9 protein-coding genes are annotated in these 21,893 nt (G+C 64.0%); 8 read left to right on the top strand and 1 reads right to left on the bottom strand.

Going from position 1 to position 21,893, the window contains the following annotated elements:
- The first annotated feature begins 652 nt into the window (after positions 1-652).
- The 4 genes from ACUXVA_RS28885 (at position 653) to ACUXVA_RS28870 (ending at position 16,170) form a co-directional block, all read left to right on the top strand.
- Complete coding sequence (locus ACUXVA_RS28885) at positions 653-1,315, top strand: TonB family protein (RefSeq protein WP_445489644.1); 663 nt, start codon at positions 653-655, stop codon at positions 1,313-1,315.
- Complete coding sequence (locus ACUXVA_RS28880; RefSeq protein ID WP_445489642.1) at positions 1,312-1,878, top strand: RNA polymerase sigma factor; 567 nt, start codon at positions 1,312-1,314, stop codon at positions 1,876-1,878. The genes ACUXVA_RS28885 and ACUXVA_RS28880 overlap by 4 nt, the downstream gene beginning before the upstream one ends.
- A gap of 123 nt (positions 1,879-2,001) precedes the next feature.
- A complete protein-coding gene (locus ACUXVA_RS28875; protein WP_445489640.1) occupies positions 2,002-2,976 on the top strand; it encodes a FecR family protein in 975 nt (324 codons plus the stop codon).
- A gap of 192 nt (positions 2,977-3,168) precedes the next feature.
- Positions 3,169-16,170 (top strand): filamentous haemagglutinin family protein, encoded by a 13,002-nt coding sequence (locus ACUXVA_RS28870; protein WP_445489638.1) that lies wholly within the window; start codon positions 3,169-3,171, stop codon positions 16,168-16,170.
- A 79-nt stretch (positions 16,171-16,249) separates the two neighbouring features.
- On the opposite strand, the gene ACUXVA_RS28865 is transcribed toward ACUXVA_RS28870, so the two are convergent.
- Positions 16,250-17,349, bottom strand: a protein-coding gene (locus ACUXVA_RS28865) for an IS3 family transposase (protein ID WP_445489636.1) whose coding sequence is annotated in 2 segments (ribosomal slippage) — positions 16,250-17,085 and positions 17,085-17,349 — 1,101 coding nt in all. Because the reading frame shifts where the segments join, the coding sequence is not laid out codon by codon here.
- A 205-nt stretch (positions 17,350-17,554) separates the two neighbouring features.
- Between ACUXVA_RS28865 and ACUXVA_RS28860 the strand changes: the two genes are divergently transcribed.
- From ACUXVA_RS28860 to ACUXVA_RS28845, 4 genes are all read left to right on the top strand, one after another.
- Positions 17,555-18,481: a LysR family transcriptional regulator gene (locus ACUXVA_RS28860; RefSeq protein ID WP_445489634.1), complete on the top strand. Its 927-nt coding sequence runs from the start codon at positions 17,555-17,557 to the stop codon at positions 18,479-18,481.
- A gap of 96 nt (positions 18,482-18,577) precedes the next feature.
- Positions 18,578-19,369, top strand: coding sequence for a 5-oxoprolinase subunit PxpA (locus ACUXVA_RS28855; protein WP_445489632.1), 792 nt, complete (start codon positions 18,578-18,580; stop codon positions 19,367-19,369).
- A gap of 213 nt (positions 19,370-19,582) precedes the next feature.
- Positions 19,583-20,365, top strand: a complete 783-nt coding sequence (locus ACUXVA_RS28850; RefSeq protein ID WP_445489630.1) for a hypothetical protein — start codon at positions 19,583-19,585, stop codon at positions 20,363-20,365.
- A gap of 25 nt (positions 20,366-20,390) precedes the next feature.
- Complete coding sequence (locus ACUXVA_RS28845; protein ID WP_265082488.1) at positions 20,391-21,872, top strand: YHS domain-containing protein; 1,482 nt, start codon at positions 20,391-20,393, stop codon at positions 21,870-21,872.
- Positions 21,873-21,893: the final 21 nt, after the last annotated feature.

Genomic DNA, 21,893 nt, shown 5'->3' with positions numbered 1-21,893 from the left:
CTGGATTGTATCGAAGCGCCATCATTTCGCGCGGTCGGCGCAAGCCGGCCGCTCGTCCGTTGAGGAAATGGGAAGACTGAGCGACCTTGCTCTCGTCGCAGTGGATGGATGATCATATTGTCGGGCGGTTGCATGATTGGTGGGACGACAAGACTGCGCAGTTCGCGGGAAGGGGGCGGAGCCTCGGCGTGGATGAACTGATGCCGACCTTGGCCGATGTTCCGGAGATGGAGCCGGTCATTCTGCTTGCCCATTGCCAGATATCATGCCGCGGGTGCCCGTGCCGGTCGCGCTGGTATTGAGCGGTCACACCATGGTGGACAGTTCCGGTTTTTAGTTGGTCCCCCGTGGTGCCGTCTCGTTGTCGCAACCGCTAGGCTTACGGACACGTGCGCGAGCAGTACGATCTGATCGTATCCGGCGGGTTGGGATGCATTATCGCCGCTATTCGCGTTGGCGTGCCGCCGGAGCTCGCAGATCGGTAGATCGAGCGGGTTCGATTGTTTGACACTCGATTGTCATTCTATTGTCATCAAGAGCTATCAACGGTCCCGTGTAGCTCGAGCGAACAATCGCGACCTGATCGAGCGGCATTTGTACCGAGAGATTTGGCGTGAGATATCGAACTGCTATGCTTGGGGCGGCTCCGCTGATGTCGCTCTCGCTCGTGGCTCTCACCGTACCAGCCCTCGCCGGGGATCTACAAACCAGCCGATTCGATCTGCCCTCGCAGTCTCTCAGCTCCGCGCTTGAATCCTTCTGTAACAACACGGGGATGTTTGCCGCCTATGATGGCAAGCTCGTCGATGGTCGTGTGTCGTCTCCGGTTACGGGGGAGATGACACCGAAAGCTGCACTCGGGAGGCTCCTGGAGGGAACCGGGCTGACCGTCGAATACACCTCCAGCAATGCGTTCGTCGTCATGACGCCCCCCCGAACTGGGCAAGTTCGGCGCGATCCCGCTGAAATAGGGCGAGCTGCGCTATCGTCATTGGACGAATCCGAGCGCCGATATTCGGCGCTGTTGCAACGATCGGTGGAAACTGCGCTTTGCGCCGACAGTAGGACGAAACTGGGAGATTATCGAGCGGCCGTGCGTTTCCGGATCGATCCGGGTGGCGCGTTGACCGGCGTGAGGCTTTTGGGCTCCACCGGAAATCCGGATCGCGACGCGGCGATCGTCGCGGTCGCGGCTCAAGTGTCGCTCAAAGCGCCGCCACCGGCTCGAATGCAACAGCCGTTTGCGATGGTCGTGCTGCCGTATTCTCCGGGGGGCAGCCCGAGTTGTCCCTGGCGCGATGGGGGGCGAGGGTGATCAAGCACGCGAAATTCGGAGCTCCGGCACCTGGCGTGGAAACGCCTGGCCCGTCCCGCGACTCATCGACGCTGCGCGAACTGCTAGTCGATCGTTACGGCGATCTCAAAAAAAGCCTGACACGCCGTCTTGGCTCCGGTGATTGGGCCGACGAGGCGCTGCAGGATACGTTCCTCACGCTCGACCGCGAAAATGCGAACGAGACGATCCGCAATCCCATGGCGTATCTGCTGCGGGCTGCGATCAACACGGCACTCAATCAGCGGCGGGCCGAGAGCCGAAGGCTGTCCGATGCAGAGATCGACGGCATTCTCGAAATTCCGGATGAGAATCCGGATTCGCTCCGTATAATTGAAGGACGGTCGGACATTGCGCGCTTCAAGGCGATCCTGATGGGGTTGTCACCGCGAGCAAGAGAGATCCTCATCGCGGTCCGTCTCGACGGTCGAACTCAGTCTGAGATCGCCGCGCATCTCGGGATTTCCCTCAGTCTGGTCGAGAAAGAGCTTCGGTCAGCGCACGAGTATTGTCTGAGACGCTTCAAGGCGGGCCGGGCAAAATGAACCGAATCCTTGAGAAAAACATGCGGGATCACCGCGTCAGAGGTGTCTATATCATTGATATGACGACTATTGAAAGTTCGCCGGCGAGTGGCGACGACGCAGTTCAGGGGCACGTGACCCACAATGTCTGATGGCCGCTCCGATATGGACTGCGTCACTCCATTGGAGTTGGAGGCGCATGCCTGGGTTCGCCGTATTGTTTCGCGGGAAGCAACTGCGGCGGATGCGCGACGATTGCGCCAATGGTGCGCACAGAGCGCGGCGCATGAGACAGCCTTTCGGGACGCCCGGCAGCTCTGGAAAACCTTCGGCGCCGCGGCACTGCAAGTGCGCGAGGACGAGGTGCGCGCGGCGAAGCATCGCAGCGCGCGCCATTATGTTTCCCGCCGGATGGTGCTGGGGGGCGCTCTCGCTGCATCGGTCGCCGGCGTCGCGATCGTTCGCCCGCCTTTGCGTCTGTGGCCATCACTTGCCGAACTGGAAGCCGATTTTCGGACCGGAACGGGCGAACAGCGGCAGATTGCCATTGCCGATGTCGCATCGGTTCAGATGAACACCAAGACAAGCCTGGTCATGAAGGGTGGCGACCACGACCGATCGGTCGAGCTGGTGGCCGGGGAGGCCTCGTTTCGTGTCACGGCGGACGCGTCGTCGTTCAACGTGCTCGCTGCCGACGGTCGGACCCACGGAGCCGGCGGACGTTTCGATGTGCGACTCGATGACGCATCAGTCTGCGTGACATGTTTCTCCGATCAGATCGAAGTGACGCGGAACGCGAAAACCGTTCGGCTCAAGCAAAGCGAGCGCGTGATCTACGACAGTCGTGGCCTCGGCGAGGTGGCCGCGGTCGACCCGGCCATCGCGGGGGCCTGGCAGGACGGGTTGATCATCTGCCGAAATACGCCGCTGTCGGACTTTGTGAATGAACTGAATCGCTACCGTCCTGGTCGGATCGTGTTGTTCCGTTCGGACATCGGACGCTTGTCGGTCAGCGGGCGTTTCAACATCGTTGAGCCCGATCAGGCACTTACCCAGATTCAGAAAGCCTTCAGCCTGCGCGTCCGGAATCTGCCCGGCGGCCTTGCGTTGGTCGGCTAGCTGGTTCGCGAGATCCGTTAGAAAAAATCCTTGAGGGGTTCGGCGTCGAGAGGTGTCTCCTTAATAAGGGGCTGACGGGTTGTCGGACAGCTCATGCCTTCTGGAGCCAGCATGCCAGCTAAGTCCCGTCGTGACCGCAAGTCGCAAACCTCTGTTCGGGAGGCTGTCGCGTTGATTTGGCATATACGGTCCATGTCTGATGGACTTCTTCGTCACAGCGCGGTGCTGATGGTTGGCGCCAGCGCACTTGCAATGCTGGCGGCGTCGCCAGAGGTTCATGCTCGCGCCCTGAATGGCGGAGGCAGCGCCGGCGCGGTCTCGGCTCCGAACCTCGCATCGGGCGCGGCGGCACAAGCGGCGCAGCAGGCCGCGGCGGCGGTGCAGCAGACGCGGGATTCGCTGGCACGCGCGGCGCGCGCAGTACAGGACATGCAGGGTATCCAGGCCGCCGCACGGTCGGCGGCGGCCGCGCAGCAGACGTCGCTGATCGCGCCTGTCGCGGTGCCGAACGGCGTCGGCGCCGGTGGCCTGTTGCCGAACAATCTCGCGACCTGGTCAGGCGCCAATGCGCCGACCCAGGGCATCGATGGTGCGGGGCAGACCCAGGTCAATATCCGGCAAACGACGCAGCAGGCGATCCTGAACTGGACGTCCTTCAATGTCGGCGCCCGCACCACGCTGACCTTCGACCAGCAGGGCAACGGCAACTGGGTCGCGCTCAACCGCGTCGACGCATCGACCGGCCCGAGCCAGATCCTCGGCAGCATCAAGGCCGACGGCCAAGTCTACGTCATCAACCAGAGCGGCATCATCTTCGGCGGCAACAGCCAGGTCAATGTCGGCTCATTGATCGCCTCGACCGCCGATCTCAGCAATACCCAGTTCCGCAACAGCGGCATCTATTCGACGCAAACCGACAACATTTACGCGCCGAGCTTCACGGCGGCCGGCGGCAAGGTCGTGGTCGAGGCCGGCGCCTCGATCGCCACGTCGGCGCCCGCTTCGGTGACGTCGGGCGGCGGCTACGTCTTGCTGATCGGCAGCGAGGTCAGCAATGCCGGCGGTATCACCACGCCGAAGGGGCAGGCCATCCTGGCGGCTGGCGATAATTTCATTCTGCGCAAGGGCTTCGGCACCGACGCCAACCAGTTCTCGACCACCAATGGCAGCGAGATCGCGCCGGCGATCCGGCCTGGCAGTTCCGCCGGCCGCGTGACCAATACGGGCATCGTGCTGTCGCAGCAGGGCGACATCACGTTGGCCGGCCGGGGCGTGACGCAGGACGGCGTGCTGCTCTCCACGACGTCGGTCAACCAGCGCGGCACCATCCATCTGTTGAACGCAGCCAGCGATGCCGGCGGCAGCGTGACGATGACCGGCAAGAGTCTCAGCTGGATCGTGCCGGAACTGGAATCCAAGGATGCCGCGCTCAATGCGCAGCGCGATGGGCTAATCGCCGCCTCGGGACCGAACGATCGGCGCGACCAGTCGCGCGTCGAGATCGTCACCGGGGGGCTGGTCAACTTCCAGAACGGCTCGCTCACCATGGCGCAAGGCGGTCAGGTCGCCGTCAGCGCCGGCACGCGCATCTTCGCCGGAGCCGGTTCGATCGTCGATGTCTCCGGCGTGCAGGGCGTGGTGCGGCCGATGTCGGACAACCAGGTGCTGGTCAACGTCCAGGGCAATGAACTCCGTGACTCGCCAGTCAATCGCGACAGCGGCGCCCTGGTCAACAAGAATGTCTGGATCGACGTCCGCGATCTCACTTTCGTGCCCGCGGGCACCGGCGGCTATACCGGTGAACGCTACTACACCAAAGGCGGATTGCTCGAAGTCGGCGGCTATCTCGCCAACACCGCCCACACCATCGGCGAATGGGCGGCGCTCGGCGGCACCGTCACGCTGGCAGCGCCGGAAGTCATCGCGCAGCAGGGCGCAAAGTTCAACATTGCCGGCGGATCGGTCAGCTATGACGGCGGTCGCATCTATTCGACCAGGCTGATCGGCAGCGACGGTCGCCTATACAGTTTCGATAATGCGCCGGCCAGCATGAAGTTCATCGCCGCCGCCGGCGGTTTCGTGCGCACCCACAACATCCAGGGCAAGGTCTCGGATCAACTCACCGAAATCTGGACCTCGATCTTCGACCGTTCGTCGTCATGGCGCTGGGAGGAGGGCTACACCGTCGGCCGCGATGCCGGCCGTCTCAACCTGTCGACGCCGACCGCGATCATGGAAGCGGAGATCATTGCCGATGTCGTCAAGGGCGCACGCCAGTCGAGCGCGCGCGCCGCGGGCCTCTCTGACGGCTATAAGCAGGCGCAGAATGCCGCGCCGTTGCAAGGTACGCTCGGCCTCGCCCGCTATGACGCGACGCCAAATCAGGTTGCCGCCTACGGCTCGGATGTCCGCTTCACCGATGTGGCTGATATCAGCGCCGGCCTGTCCGCCTCCGACCTGCTGCCGTCGGTCCGCGCCAACACCGCCTGGTTCGACGCCGACCGCATCAATGCAGCCCATCTCGGCGGGCTCGATATCGGCACCTCCGGCAGCATCACCATCGATCGCCCGATCACGCTCGTCGATGGCGGCAAGATCAACCTCAACGCGGCGGTGGTCGACATCAAGGCCGATGTCACCGCGCGCGGCGGCTCGCTGGTGATCGACAATGTGTTGGCGGGCGCCGCTGCCGGCGGCCGCGGCGCCTATGCGGCGCTGCTGAAGAATGGCCTGTCTTCCATCACCCTCGAAGCCGGCGCGACGCTCGATCTGCGCGGCCTGTGGGTCAACGCCGGGCTCGATTCTGAGGACGAACCGAAGCAGGCCTTCATCAACGGCGGGTCGGTCACGCTGCGTTCGACCCATGACGTGACGTTGCAGGCGGGTAGCGTCATCGACGTCTCGTCGGGCGCGGCGATCCTCGCCAACGGCAAGACCAAGGGCGGCCGCGGCGGCGATGTGACGCTGATCGCCGACCAGCAGAATTCCGTGGTGACGGCCAACGGCCTGCTGACCCTCGATGGCACGATCCGCGCCTATGGCGTCAGCGGCGGCGGCACGCTCAAGATCGAATCCGGCACGGCGATCGCCATCGGCGGCAAGGTGCTGGCGACCAATGGCGTGCTTGGCGCCGGCGAGACGGCGCCGGCCGATCTGGTGCTGGCCAAAGACTATCTGGTCAAGGCCGGCGAGGTGCTGCCGGCGAGTTACTCCTATCAGGCCACCTGGTTCATGCCCGGCGATACATTGACCGGCGGTGCGCGCATCCAATACGTGACGCTGGCAGCGGACTGGACGCCACCGGCGCCAAATTTAAGCATGTACAGTTACACAATCAAAACGGGCGCGAACCAAAATGGCCCATCTTACAACATCTACAGTAACACGGTCGTGACTCTCCCGGCGGGGACGGTCGTCAGCATCGCTGCAAACAATATGCGCTATTTGGCGGGCTACACCTTGCCGGCTGCGGCGTTCCCGAATGGCCTGCCGTCGGTTACCCCCTTCACCCGGACAGCGGCGGCCGGGACGCTGGCGCCGTCGGACGGCACGATCGCGGCCGGAACGCTGATCGCGGCGGGCACGGTGCTCCAGCGCGCAGGGGCCGTCAAAGAAATCCTGCAGATCGACGCGTCGCTGTTGCAGTCGGGGTTCTCCAGTTACGACATCAATGGCCGGCAGGGTGTCGTGGTCGCGGCCGGCGCCCGGCTCGATGTGGTGATGCCGGTCTATCGCTTGACGGACGCGGCCTTCTCGGTCGCCACCGGCGAGGATCCCTCGCTCGCCCTGAGCGTCTGGACTCCGCCCGAATGGATCGAAGACGCCGGCAAAAGCAGCCTGACCCAGCGCGGCGGCGCCAGCCTGACCTTGCGCTCCAATGTCGGCGAGGGGACCCTGACGACGGCGAGCGGCCCGATCACCATTCAGACCGGCGCTGTGATCCGCGTCGATGCCGGCCAGTCGATCAGCCTGCAAGGCGCCAACTTCACCATCGACGGCGCGCTGACCGCGCCGGGCGGCACCATCAGCCTGACCCAGGCTGCGGCGAGCCTCAATCAGGGGACCGGCGACAACAAAGCCGGCCTGTTCTGGATCGGCGAACACGCCGTGCTCGATGTCGCGGCCCGCGCGGTCACGGCGACCAACGCGCGCGGCGAGCGCTATGGCGTGGTCGGCAATGGCGGCTCGATCCTGATCGGCGGCGCGGTGGACTGGGAGGCGACCGGAGAATCCTTCACGCCGAATGCCTTCGTGGTGATCCGGCCCGGCGCGCGGCTCGATGCCTCCGGCGCCAGCGCGGTGCTCGACATTGCCGGATCAGGGCTGCCGAGAGCCAGCACGCCGCTCGCGGTTGCCAGCAACGGCGGCAGCATCGTCATCAAGTCCAGCAACGGCCTCTATCTCGACGGCGCGCTGCGAGCCGCGGCCGGCGGCGCGAACGCCGCCGGCGGCACGCTGGCGCTGGCGCTTGAGGCGGCGAAATATTTGAGCTTATCGACATCCGGCGATGTGCTGCGGCATCGTGAATTGGTCATCGCCGACGTTCAGGGCGACAGCGCCATCGCCGGCGCCGGCTCGATGGCTGAGGCCAAAGCCGGCCTGGTGACCGGCACTGCGCGGCTCGGCGTCGACCGCATCAAAGCCGGCGGCTTCGGCACGCTGTCGCTGCTGTCGGACGGCCTGATTTCGTTCGACGGCGACGTGACGCTCGCCATGAACCAGAGCCTGAGCCTCTATGCCGGCGCCTTCGCGCTCGGCGCCGATGCCGGCGCGGATTCAAGGGTCTCGCTGGCGGCGCCCACTGTGCGGCTGGCCGGCGTGACGCGCATTGGCAAAGATATGTACACGCTGCCCGCGGTGCGGTGGGACGAGGGCTATGGCGCGCCGTCGCAACAGTCGAGCAGCGCGGTCTTCTCCGTCGCCGCCGATCTCATCGATATCCGCGACCGCGTGGTGTTCGGCGTCAACAAGATCATCAACACCCAGGCCGAGAGCTACACCCTCGATCGCCGCGGCTTCGCGCTGGTCGATCTTCTGAGCCGAGGCGATGTCCGCATGCTCGCGGGAGCCCAGACGCGGGGCGCCCTGCTGCAGACGCCGGGCAATATCACCGTGACGGCCGCCCAGATCTATCCGGCGAGCCGGGCAACCGGGACGATCACCGCCGGCTACATCGCCGGCAGCGACGCCAAGCTTCTCGTCGGCAGCGTGCTGAATATTCTGCGCTACGGCGACACCGATCCCGACGTGCCCTATTCCGCCTTCGGCCTCCTCACTTTGGCCGCCGATACGATCAACCAGGGCGGCGTGGTGCGCGCGCCGTTCGGTCGAATCGTGCTCGGCGGCGTCTCGAGCGGGAGCGTTCCGCAGACGGATACGATCCATCTGCTGCCGGGCAGCATCACCTCGGTCAGCGGCGTCGGGCTGGTGATGCCCTATGGCGGCACGGTCGACGGCGTCAGCTACACCTATAATGGCGCGACGGTCGCGGCTTCCGGTCCGGCCATCACCCTCAACGGCCTGCATATCGACGCCGATTCCGGTTCGCTGATCGACCTGTCGGGCGGCGGTGACCTGACCGGCGCCGGCTTCGTCTCGGGGCGCGGCGGCTCAGTGAACATCCTGACCACGCCGCTGGTCAATGCCAATCCCGGTTACAGCTACAGCGCCAAGGGCAATCAGGTCTACGCGATCGTGCCGAGCAGCTCGGTCGGCTATGCGCCGGTCGTGCAGGAAGCGGGCTTCGGCCTGCCGTCCGTGGGCCGCCAGATCAGCATTCCCGAGGGCGTGCCGGGTCTTGCCGCCGGCACCTACACGCTGATGCCCGCGACCTATGCGCTGCTGCCGGGCGCCTATCGGGTGGAGCTGGGGAGCAGCGTCAATCCCGCCGCGACCAGCGTCGCTGCGACCGGCAGCGGCTCGTACATCGTCAGCGCCTATCTCGGCGTCGCCAATACGGCGATCCGCGCCTCGCTGCCGAACCGGGTCATCATCACGGCGGCGGACAAGGTCCGCACGCATTCCTCCTACAATGAGACGACCTATAACGCCTACGTGCTGGCGAATGCCGCGCTCAACAGCGTCTCGCGCGACTGGATCACAGCCGATGCCGGCGGGCTGACCATGCAGCTCGCCAAGGCGCGCGGCGCCGATGACCGCATGCAATTGCTGTTCGACGGCGCGCTGCGCATCCGGGCCAAGGCCGGCAGCAATGGCTATAGCGGGGCTGTCGGGATCACCGGCATCAGCGAAATCCTCGCGACCGGCCAGGGAGCCACCGCCGGCATGGTGGCGGCCTCGGTCTCCGCCGACGAACTCAGCAAGCTCGACGCGGCGCGGCTGATGCTGAACGACGGCTATTTCGGCGATATCGTCCTGCGCAGCGGCGCCCGTCTGTCGGCGGCCGAGATCGTCTTCAACTCGAGAGGAAGGTCGTGGCGCCAGGAGAGGGGCGCCATCACGATCGAGGAGGGCGCGACGATCAGCACCATCGGTCGCGGATCGCCGGGCACCGACACCAGTGCTCCCTACGTTGTGGACGCCGGCACGCTGATCGTGTCCAATGGCGTGATCACGTTGCTGCGGGGCGAGACAGAGTCGGCCGACGTCGACATCAAGATCGGCGCCTGCGTCACCGCCGCCTGCAACCGGATCACGACGATCGCCTCCGAAGGCACCATCGGCCTGATGACGGCGGGCACCGTCACCTTCGCCGACAACGTCTCCTACGGAACCCGCAATCTCGTGCTGGGATTGTCGGCGATCAATCTCGGCTCCGATGCGAGTATTGCGACAGCCGCGGCCGCCGCTCGCCTGCCGACCGGGCTGACCCTTAACCAGGCCGTGCTGGCGCGATTGCTGGCGGGCAACACCGCGATCGGTGCGCCGGCGCTGGAGACGCTCACGCTCACTGCGAGTGACGCGATCAACGTGTTCGGTGACGTCTCGCTCGACGCATCGACGCTGGGCCGTCTGGTGCTGACGACGCCGGCAATCTACGGCTACGGCGCGGCCGGCAGCACCGCCACGATCCGCGCCGGTGAATTCGTCTGGACCGGCTCGTCACTGGCGCCGGGCGCGGCGATGGCCGATAGGCTCGGCGACGGTACGCTCAACATCGTGGCGAACCAGGTCGTGTTCGGTTACGGTCCCAACACCCAACCCAGCACCACGGTCGTCGACAACCGCATCGCGCTCGGCTTCGCCAACGTCAACATCGCGGCCGCAGGCTCTGTGACTTCGAGCAACAAGAGTACGCTCGGTGTCTATGCCCGGCGGGGCGCCTATGACGCGGTGACCGGCTATCAATACAGCGGCGGCAATCTCACGATCACGACGCCGCTATTCACCGGCGCGGCCGGCTCGGTCAACACCATCACCGCCGGCGGCGATATCCGCGTTGTCGGATCGGGCGGCATAGCTGGGAGTGTCGATGCGCTCGGCGCGACGCTGAAGCTGACCGGCGCCAATGTCTTCGTCGACAGCAGCGTCGTGCTGCCGTCGGGGCGGCTGGAGATGACGGCTGAGGGCGATATCGTGCTCGGCGACAATTCACGACTCGATCTGTCGGGCCGCGCCGTGGCCTTCTTCGACATCACCAAATACGGCTGGGGCGGCGATCTGCCGATGACCAGCCGCGCCGGCAACATCAGCCAGGCGGCGGGATCGGTGATCGATCTGTCGGCGCGCCACAATCGCGGCGGAGCGGCGACGGTCACCGCGCTCGGCGCAAGCGCCGGCCATGTCGCTCTCGCCGGCACGTTCCGCGGCGGCACGACCGGCACTTACGACGCCGGCGGCACTTATGTGCCCTACGATGCGGCCGAGCTCGGCGTCTATGCGCAGACGCTGGCCGATTTCGCGGGGCTGAATGCCCGGCTCAATGCCGGCGAGCTGTTCGGCGCGCGCCGCTTCCAGATCAAGCAGGGCAGCCTCGTCGTCGGCAATGAGGTCAAGGCGCGCGACGTCGAGATCACGCTCGACGGCGGCAGCCTCACCGTCAACGGCACCATCGACGCCAGCGGCTATCAGGTCGGCACCATCCGGCTGGCTGCGATGGGTGACCTGACCATCAACGGCACGCTCGACGCCCACGGCAGCGGGATGCGCTTCGACAGCTATGGCAAGATCATCGAGGCGCCGAACCGCGCCGTCATAGACCTGACAACGCGCAGGGGCACGCTGACGCTGACGAGTAATGCGGCCGTCGATTTGCGCGCCGGCACCAATGTGGAGTCCGGCGCAGGTGCCTATCGCAATGACGGAATTGCTCGCGGCACGCTGACGCTCAACGCACCGCGCCTCGGCGGCAGCGGCGGGCAGGGCGGTCTCGATAGCGCCGGGAACGGCGCCAATGACGTCGCCGTCAATGTGCAGGGCACACCGCTGATCCGGGGCGCCAAGACCGTCGCGGTCAATGCGTTCCGTATCTATGACGACGCGCCGCTCGCTGCCGCGCCCGACGTCACCGGCTACAAGCCGCAGGAGATCACGCAGGCTTATCTCGACGGTATCGTCGATCCCCTGACCGACCAGATCATCGCCGGTGGCATCGATCCGCATAACACAGCCTTCATCACCGCCGCGCGCGCCAATACTTCGCTGAGCGCCAGGCTCGCGGGTCTCGGCAACTATCACCTGCGTCCCGGCGTCGATATCGTCAGCAAGGTCAGCGCCGATAATCCGAACGGCGACCTGACGGTGGCCGGCGATCTCGATCTGTCCGGCTATCGCTACGGGCCGAACGCCAACCGCATTGATCCCGCTCTGCGCGGCTTCGGCGAGCCCGGCGCCTTCAACCTCCGCGCCATCGGCAATCTCAATATCCGCGGCGCCATCAATGACGGCTTCGCGCCGCCGACGACGACGCCCGACGACGTCAAGGGCTGGCGGCTCGAGCAGGGCGTTGTGCCCTATGGCGGCGATCTGGTGCTGCCCACCGCGGTCACGCTTGAGGCCGGAACGGAGTTCAAGGCCGGCGTCACGCTCAATTACGACCTTGCGGCCTATTTCGGCACCGAGAGGACCGGCGCGATTCCGCTGCCGGCCGGCACGGTGCTGCCGGTGCGCGCGACCCTGGGCAGTTCGCTGGCTCTGTCGGCGGGCACGGTGGTGCAGGCGACCATCTACAATGCCGACGGCTCGGTGGCCTATGCCGCCGGCACGATCCTGCCGAATGCAGTGACGCTCTCCGCCGGCATGCAGCTCGGCGCCGGCACGGTGCTGTCGAGCGCCGCCAGCTTTGCGGCGCTGGTCTGGCCGAAGGGCGTGCCGCTGCCGGTGGATATGACCTCCACCGCGCAGATCACGCTCGCCGCCGGGTCGCTGATCCCGGCCCAGACCAATGTCAAGCTCGTCGACGGCAATGCGGTGGAGCTGCGCGGGACCACCAACGGCAGCCAGGGCCGCAACTGGGCGCTGGCCCGGATGCTCGCCGCCGGCGCGAGCTCGTCGGACCTGACGCTGGTGGCCGGCGCCGATCTCGGCTCGGCCAATGTGCGGGCGCGCAACGCCCTCGGCAAGGGCGATATCATTCTGGCCGACACCCACTACGTCGCGAGGTACGCCTCGGCTGGCGATGTCCTCAATTTGAACCAGGCGGGAGCGGAGGCTCTTTTCGCGGCAATCAGCGCCGACTACGGTTATTTGACCTTGAACGACCTGATTGGAAAGTCGGAAGACCAAATCGCGACGCTCTTGGGCGGCCCATGGTCGGACATCGTATTCTACTACGGGATGCCGGCCAATTTCTGGGATCCCTCGCTCGGAAATATCGAGTTGGGCCTGACCGCGCAGGGCGTGGCGGCCATCGTGGCGTTCGACGGTCTGCCAGACGGATATCAGCAGAGCCAACTGGTTAATCTGACAATGCGCCAAATCGGCACGCTTTACGGCGACTCCAACTACACCTGGGCCGATTTCGGCATGCCATCCAATTTCGCGGATTATGATCAGAAGAACCTCGGCAAGATCAGCCTGCCGTCAACGACCACGGTGGTCGCGCCCTCGTTCAGCGTGGTCCGCACCGGCGCCGGCGACCTGTCGCTGGTCGCCGCCGGCAATGTCAAATTGCAGTCGCTCTACGGCGTCTACACCGCCGGCACGGCGACGGCGGTCGATCCGAGCTACACGCTCGACCGCGGCGTTATGGCCGATGGCACGCTGCTCGGCGGCTCCAATGACGATTACACGACCGCCGCACTGGCGTCCTATAAGGCCTGGTACCCGGACCACGGCGGCAACGTCCTGATCGCGGCGGGCGGCGATCTGATCGGCGACATCTACGGTCAGTCCAACCGGGCAAGCCCGTCGAGCGTGCTGACCGGCAACTGGCTGTGGCGCCAGGGCAGCGGCACGGCGGCGGTCAGAGATACGATTGCGACCTCGTGGTGGATCAATTTCGGCGCCTACGCGCCGAACACGAGCTATATTTCCAAAATCCCCGATCTCGTCGGTTTCACCGGCATCGGCGCGCTGGGCGGCGGCAATGTCGCCGTCCGCGTCGGCGGCAATGCCGGCGCGATCACGCAGCGCAGCGCCCCGGGCGGCGAGACCAACGGCGCGGATCGAAGCCAGGGTCTGGTGGTTGCCGTCGGCAGCACCGGCCGCGTCGGCGCCGACGGATCGCTCGCCTTGACCGGCGGCGGCGACATCGACATGCGGATTGCCGGCGCGCTCAATCCCAATCTCGCAATCACCTACTACACGAGCCAGAAGCAGGCCCTCGGCGGCTCGCTGATCAATCTGCGCGGCACAATGAGCGTCACTGCGGCGTCGATCGGCGGCATCAACCTGATCTACGGAGTGCGCGACAGCGCCGATATCCGGGGCGCCGAGCCCTATGCTGCGACGTGGTCCCAGGCGACATCCGGCATCACGGTGGTCCCCGGCGATTCCGTGGTCTATCTGCAGAGCCGGGGCGATCTCGTGCTCGGCGGCGCCGGCGATCCCGGCCGGTCGGTGACGCCGAACAATTCCGCCTTCTCGGCCGGCGGCAACAACTACGCCGGCGGCGGCGGAAGCTGGTTCACGCTGTGGACCGAGCACACCGCGATCAACCTGATCTCGGCAGGCGGCAATCTGACGCCCACCACCTCGACGAGCACCGAGGGGATTTATAACGGCTCTGCCAATCGAAACAGCGACCAGAACAGCACCGACGGATGGTTCACCTATCCATCGATCCTGCGGGCGGCGGCGCTCGGCGGCAGCATCTATTACGGACGCGACGCCTTGCCGTTCGTAAGCTCCGTCGTCACGGTCGCCCTGGCGCCCTCGGCCTATGGCTCGCTGGAGATGCTGGCGTCGGATTCGATCTATGCCGGGCAATATGCGTTCAGCCTGTCCGGTACCGGCACGGCACTGCCGACGCCGTTCAATCCGGCCTTCGCAGGCTACGAAAATGCCGTTGACGGCAACATCAACTTGATCGTGACCAACGCGTCGCCAAACGGCATCCGAGATCCAAACTCAAACACCAACAACCCGATCAACGGGTCGCTGTTCGTGTTCGGCCCCAACGATGCGAAAATCGCGCTCGACCGCGCGGCCGATGCGGATCCCGTGCGCTTCTACGCCCGCCAAGGCGACATCGTCGGCCTCGTCACCGGCGAGACGGTGACGTTTCGGAGCGGCACGACCTGGCTCAATGCATCGGCGCCGGTCGTCGTGCGAGCGGGCCGCGATATCGTCGCTGCCGGCCTTGCGCCCGGTGTGACGATAGATGGAACCGCCATCACCGGGGCTTCGCACGGCAACCTGATCGTGCACCGCGATCCCGACGACGTCTCGATCTTTTCGGCGGGGCGCGACATCCTCTACGCCAATATCGACATCGCCGGCCCCGGCGCGCTCGAAATCTCGGCGGGGCGCAACCTGTACCAGGCCGACAAGGGTGCGATCACCAGCCTCGGCGCGATCGCGGCGGGCGATACCCGCCCGGGCGCCAGCATCGCGCTGCTGGCCGGCGTCGGCGCGACCGGACCGGATTACGAAGCCCTAGCGTCGCTCTATCTCGATCCGGCCCGGCTGGCGGTGGCAGGTGTGCCGCTGGCCGAGCAGCCCGGCAAGGTCGCCAAGACCTATCAGAAGGAGCTCGCGGCCTGGCTGAAGGATCGCTACGGCTTTGCTGGCACCGACGCGGAGGCGCGGGCCTATTTTGGCACCCTGGCGCCGGAGCGGCAGCGCATCTTCCTGCGTCAGGTCTACTTCGCCGAACTCACCGCCGGCGGCCGTGAATATAACGACAGCACCAGCACCCGTTACGGCAGCTATCTGCGCGGCCGCAACGCCATCGCCGCGCTGTTCCCGGGGCAGGATGGGAATGGACAGCCTGTCATGCGTGCAGGCGACATCACCATGTATGGCGGCTCCGGCGTCCGCACCCAGAAGGGCGGCGATATCCAGATGCTCTCACCGGGTGGACGGTCCATCATCGGCATCGAGGGACAAGTGCCGCCAGCGTCGGCTGGGCTGGTCACGCTGGGCCAAGGCAACATCCAGATGTACAGCAAGGGCAGCATCCTGCTCGGTCTGTCGCGCATCATGACCACCTTCGGCGGAAACATCGTCGCCTGGTCTGCCGAAGGCGACATCAATGCCGGGCGCGGCTCCAAGACCACCGTGGTCTACACCCCGCCGAGGCGCGTCTACGACAGCTACGGCAATGTCAGCCTGTCGTCGCAGGTGCCGTCGTCGGGCGCCGGCATCGCGACGCTCAACCCGATCCCGGAGGTGAAAGCCGGCGACGTCGATCTGATCGCACCGCTCGGCACCATCGACGCCGGCGAAGCGGGCATCCGCGTCTCCGGCAATGTTAATCTGGCGGCGCTACAAATTCTGAATGCGGCGAATATCCAGGTGCAGGGCACGTCGTCGGGTATCCCGACCGTGCAGGCGCCGAGTATCAGCGCCGCCCTGTCGACGTCGAATGCGACGGCAGCGACCCAACAGACGGCGACACCGAATCAAGGGAGCGGCAACACTCAGCCCTCGGTGATCATCGTCGAAGTGCTGGGCTATGGCGGCGGCAACGGAGGAGGATCCGAAGAGGAGGGCAGGCAGCAGCAGCCCCGGCGTGACGAGCGAAGCTATAACCCGAGCGGAAATCTGCAGATGGTCGGAAACGGCCGATTGAACGAGCAGCAGCAGAAAGCTCTCACCGAGGCCGAACAGCGCGAGTATGAAAGGCCGTGACCGAATGATCGTCTCGGTGCCGCCCTGAAGTGCTCCCCAAAACTAGGCCAGCCTGAGCTGGAATTTTCCGGGGTTAGGCTCACGCCGGCGGGGGCGCCGATGAGCCATTCAACAGCGATATCGGCGCCTTGTTACCGATCGCGCTATGTGGCCGGACCTCGTTGTAGTCTCTACGCCAATCCTCCATTTTCTGCCGTGCGTCGTCAAGGCTCAGGAACCAGTGCGTGTTCAGGCATTCGCTTCTGAACTTGCCGTTGAAGGATTCGATGAAGCTGTTGTCCGTCGGTTTGCCTGGCCGCGAGAAGTCCAGCACGACGCCCTTCTGGTAAGCCCAGATATCGAGATCGCGGGAGATGAACTCTGATCCCTGGTCGACACGGATGGTCTTGGGGTAGCCAACGGTCTTGCAGATGCGTTCCAGCGTCAGCACAACGTCCTCGCCGCGATAACTGAAACGCGGATCGACGGCGGGCGAAAAACGACTGAAGGTATCGACGATCGTCAGCACGCGGATCTTGCGGCCGGTGGCGAGCTGGTCGTGCACGAAGTCCATCGCCCAGGTCTCGTTGACCTGGACAGCATCTGTTCGATCCTCACGCAGCTTGGCCTTCACGCGACGCTTCGGCGTTTTGTGGCGCAATTGCAGGCTCAACTCCCTATAAAGACGGTAGACACGCTTGACGTTGACGTCCCAGCCCTCACGCAGCAGGAGGACATGGACCCGGCGATAGCCGTATCTCACCCGCGTCTCGCAGATCTCCCTGATCCGGCTCTTGAGAGCGGCCTGGTCGCCGCGCTTGGACTTGTAGACGTAAAGTGCGCGATCGATCCGGAGCGTCGAACAGGCCTGCCTGATCGATACCTTCCAGTCGCCGCACACCCTGTCGACAAGCTCGCGCTTGCGGCCATGCCTCAGAGTTTTTTTGAGAGCACATCCTGCAGCATGGCCTTGTCCAGCGACAGGTCAGCTACGATCCGCTTCAGCTTACCATTCTCTTCCTCCAGCCGACGCAGGCGCTTCATCTCCGAGGGCATCAGGCCTGCATACTTCTTCCGCCAGTTGTAAAAAGTCGCCTCGCTGATCCCGGCCTTGCGGCAGACCTCCGCGACTGCCGAGCCATCTTCCGCCTGCTTCAAAACGAATACGATCTGCGCTTCTGAAAACTTCGATGCCTTCATGGAACTCTCCTCTCCCCGTCAGGGGATCATAAATGGAAAATTCCAGATCAAACTGGCCTAATTTGGTGGGGGCACGTCAGAGCCTTGACGGCGCCACCCATGATCGAGCCTACTTCGATCATCCTCCGCTCCGCGCGGCGGCATAACATTTGCAGAGGCTTCATTTTGTCGGCGTGAGTCATTTTTGAAAAACGGGATCAACTCAATGAGAGTATCTCTACGCCACTTCCGTGTCTTTATAGCAGTCGCCGAAAGCGGGCAGATTTCAAAGGCAGCCGCAGCCTTGTTCACCTCGCAACCTGCGGTCACCGAGGCGATCAAGACACTCGAAATGGATGTGGGCGTCAAGCTGTTCAGTCGGTCGCCGAGAGGCGTATCCCTCACCTACGAGGGCGCCGTCTTCCTCGAACACGCTCAGAAGGTGCTGGCGGTCGCCGTGGACGCGATGCTCGCCCCGCAGAAAGTGCGCCGTGACCTGGACGGCGAGTTGACGCTTGCCTGCACGCATACGGTCGCAGGCTATTTCATCACGCCACTGTTGTCGCGATTTGCTCGGATCTTCCCCGGCATTAAAGTAAAGCTGGTCGAACTGGAGCGGCCGAAGATCGAGCACCAACTGATGTCCGGAGAATTGGAGATCGCGGCCTGCCTTCTGTCGCCGCTCGAGCACGTCAGCGAAATCGAAAGCGAGCTACTCGTGAGGTCAAAGCGGCGGCTCTGGCTTCCTGCCAATCACCCGCTTATCGAGCGTAAGGTCGTAAATTTGCGCGATATCGAGCGCGAGCCGTACATCATGTTGACGGTCGATGACGCTGAGCGGACGACGCAGACCTATTTTGAGCGGGCCGGTTTCGAGCCGAATGTCATATTCCGGACCTCCTCGATGGAGGCCATACGTAACGTGATTGCGGAGGGGCACGGCGTAGCCGTGCTCTCTGACATGGTCTATCGTCCCTGGTCGCTCGATGGCGTTCGGCTGGTCGCCGTGGATATTGCCGATCCGATACCAAGTATGGATATCGGGCTGGCCTGGAACCGTGCGGCGGGCCTTAACCGCGACGCTCAACTGTTCTGCGATGTATGCCGGCATGGTTCTGGCATCGTAGACGCCACGTTAGCTGACCCGCATTAGCGTTCATTATCAGTTTTCCGGAATTTCAAGATCGTCCCTTCTGATTGTTAATCCCGATGCCGGCCGTGTATCTCTGCCTCAGCAGGAGGACTGACAATGAGCCGGAAAACGACGATCGATCTGGGTTGCGATATGGGAGAGGGGTTCGGAAATTGGCAGCTGGGTGCTACCGATGACGCCAAACTGATGACGATGATCAGTTCGGCCCATATCGCGGCGGGCTTCCATGCCGGCGATCCCAATCTGATAGACCAGTCAGTCCGTCTCGCGACGGCGAACAACGTCGCGATCGGCGCGCATCCGGGTTTCCGCGATCTTCAGGGTTTCGGTCGCCGCCGCATCGTTCAGAGCACAGAAGAGATGGTGAATGACATCATCTATCAGGTCGGCGCCTTACGGGAATTCGTCGGCCTGCATGCCGGAACGCTTCAGCACGTGAAGCCGCATGGCGCACTCTATATGGAGCTCGCAGCCAACGAGGCCGCCTCGATAGGTTTCGTCAAGATGATGCGGCGTGTGGCGCCGGATGCATTTATCTACTGCATGGGCGCGTCGGAGACCTACAGGATCGCGAAAATGCTTGGGCAGCCTGTCGTCCGTGAATTCTACGCGGATCGGGAATACGACACGACCGGCAAGATCGTTTTTACGCGCAAGCCGGACGACTACAATCCGAAATCGGTTGCGGAGCGGGTCGTGCACGCGTGTCTGGAGGGCAAGGTCAAGCCCGTCGATGGTCCCGAAATCGAAGTGGGATTCGAGTCGATCTGCGTTCATTCGGACACGCCTGGATCGGTCGATCTGCTGGTCGCGATCCGCGAGGCTCTCACCGCGAACGGCGTCGCCATCGCCGCGCCAGGAAAAGCGGGAGCGCGGAGCGCTGCCTGAGCAGCGTGTCGCGTATCGATTGAACTCATCGCGCGCCTGACGACGTGTCGTCAGATCTGACAGACGATATCGCCCAGCCGAAGCGACGGCGTGGGCGATTTCGTCGTTGCGTGGTTTGCATCGATTTTCAGCGCGCACGATCAAAAAGTTAGCAGCCAGTTCGTCAAACGCGTTTCATAGCTTCTCTCATCGACCTGGTATTTGAAAATACGATTGGACCGCTTCAGCGTTCCTCAGGTTTACTTCCGGCAACAAACTAGCAAGGCCGCTGAAGAGGACGGGAAGATGCCAAGCAATCCGTTGGTCGCACCGCAACTCATTGCAAATGCCCGGATGTTGTACCTCGATTGGGTCCCGGAGGATCCGGCAGCGACCAGGTCGCTCGTTCCCGAAGGGTTGAAGCCCGAAGCGCGTGGCTGCGTTTATCTGAACCAGTATATCGTGGACGATCCCGCGCAGACGTCCAATGGCGGGCTTCCAGGATCTTTCGGGGCCTATTCGCTGACTTATCTCGGCGTTGATCTGGAAGGGCTGGATGCGCAGCCCGGTACGCCAGGGCGCTGGTGGACCCACTATTTCAACAGCTCGCCGGACATGATCGACTACGCTCTGCAGCGTGGCGTCCCGGCCGCCGCCGGCGAAACGGTTTTCGAATGGAAGGGCGACGAGCTGATCGCAACCACCCTCGTCGGCGGCAAACCGGTGATCCGCACCAGCAGCACCGCCAGGGTCGGTGCCGGCGCTCACGCGAACGGTCAGTTGCGATACGTCACCCGCGTCGATGGGGTTCTGGTGAGCGGCCGATATCCTTTCGTGATGAAGGCCGCCGTCGACTTCAAGGTTAACGCGATCGAGTTTCTCGACAAGTCGCATCCGGTCTATGCGCTGCGTCCCAAGCAGCCGCTCGATGTGACCTTCGGCTTCTACTCGCCGGATATCACGTTCTGCTACCCGGGCGGCGAAGGGCCGCTCAACACCAAACCGCACGGCGTGTGAACAGCCCACTTACGGAGGAGCAACGATGCTCGAACGTTCAGACTGGTACGACCTGGCCCGCGACACGAACTGGACTCCGAAATACGTCCCTGAAAGCGAGCTTTTTCCAGAGGAATATGCCGGTACCAGAGGCATCCCTGAGCACATCTGGGCGACCTATGACGAGCCCTACAAGGTCACGTATCGCGAATATGTCGGCATGCAGCGTGAGAAGGATTCGGGCACATACTCGGTCAAGGCCGCGCTGGAGCGCATGGACCTGTTCACATCGGCAGACCCGGGCTGGGTCGCCACGCTGAAGGAGCACTACGGAGCGGTTTCCGTGGTCGAGTATAACGCCGCGCTGCAGAACGCCCGCTTGTTGCGCTTTGGCCGCGCGGGCGGCATGCGCAACATGGCGACCTTCGGCATGTTGGACGAAGTCCGCCATGGCCAGATCCAGCTCTATTTCGCCCATGAGTACGTCTCGAAGGATCGGCAGTTCGACTGGGCTCATCGCTCGATGAACACCAACAATTGGGTGACGCTCGCAGCCCGCCGCTTCTTCGACGACATGATGATGACCCGCAACGTCATCGATACCTCGCTGGCGATGAACTTCTCGTTCGAGACCGGCTTCACCAACCTTCAGTTCATCGGCCTTGCGTCCGACGCGACGCATGCTGGCGATTTCAAGTTTGCCAAGCTGATCCAAAGCATCCAATCGGACGAGGCGCGTCATGCTCAAATCGGGACGCCCACGCTGAAGATTCTGATCGAGCAGGGCAAGAAGGCCGAAGCCCAGCGCATGGTCGATATCTCGTTCTGGCGCTCGTCGCGCCTGTTCGCGATCCTGACCGGCATTCCCATGGACTACTACCTGCCGCTCGACAAGCGCGAGGGGTCTTTCAAGGAGTTCATGCAGGAGTGGATCATCACTCAATTCGCGCGCTCGCTGGAGGATCTCGGTCTGGAGAAGCCCTGGTACTGGGACATCTTCATGCGCGATCTTGACGAGCACCATCACGGTCAGCAGCTGGGCACTTGGTCGTGGCGCCCGACGCTGTGGTGGTCGCCGGCCGCCGGCGTGAGCCCCGACGAGCGCGATTGGCTGGAGGAGAAGTATCCGGGGTGGAACGATACGTTCGGCAAGTGCTGGGACACCATCAGCGAAAACGTCAGGGCCGGCCGCTTCGAGAAGACTGTACCAGGCACGTTGCCGGTGATTTGCAACATCTCTCAGAATCCGATCGTCGGTACGCCCGGCAGGACGTTGCAGGACCGCCAGCTCACCTACAATGGGCGCAAGTATCACTTCGGCTCGGAAGTGGATCAATGGATCTTCGAGCAGGATCCGCAGCGCTACGCCCGCCACCAATCTCTCGTGGACCGCTTCCTGTCGGGCAGCATCGAGCCGGCCAATCTGGATGGCGTGCTCGCTTATATGGGCCTCGGCGTCATCAGCGACGGCGGCCAGGACGCGCACGATTTCAGCTGGGCTACCGCCAAAAAGGGCGAGGCCGCCTAGGTCATACGAAGGCAAGGAGAT

The sequence above is a fragment of the Rhodopseudomonas sp. RCAM05734 genome (genome assembly GCF_052658035.1).
Note: the sequence above shows the minus strand (reverse complement) of the source record. Positions and strands in the feature narration are given on the sequence as shown.

Excerpts from the sequence above, each read along its gene's own strand:
- ACUXVA_RS28885 (WP_445489644.1), top strand. The coding sequence starts at position 653 with ATGTCGCTCTCGCTCGTGGCTCTCACCGTACCAGCCCTCGCCGGGGAT.
- ACUXVA_RS28875 (WP_445489640.1), top strand. The coding sequence starts at position 2,002 with ATGTCTGATGGCCGCTCCGATATGGACTGCGTCACTCCATTGGAGTTG.
- ACUXVA_RS28870 (WP_445489638.1), top strand. The coding sequence starts at position 3,169 with ATGTCTGATGGACTTCTTCGTCACAGCGCGGTGCTGATGGTTGGCGCC.
- ACUXVA_RS28860 (WP_445489634.1), top strand. The coding sequence starts at position 17,555 with ATGAGAGTATCTCTACGCCACTTCCGTGTCTTTATAGCAGTCGCCGAA.
- ACUXVA_RS28855 (WP_445489632.1), top strand. The coding sequence starts at position 18,578 with ATGAGCCGGAAAACGACGATCGATCTGGGTTGCGATATGGGAGAGGGG.
- ACUXVA_RS28845 (WP_265082488.1), top strand. The coding sequence starts at position 20,391 with ATGCTCGAACGTTCAGACTGGTACGACCTGGCCCGCGACACGAACTGG.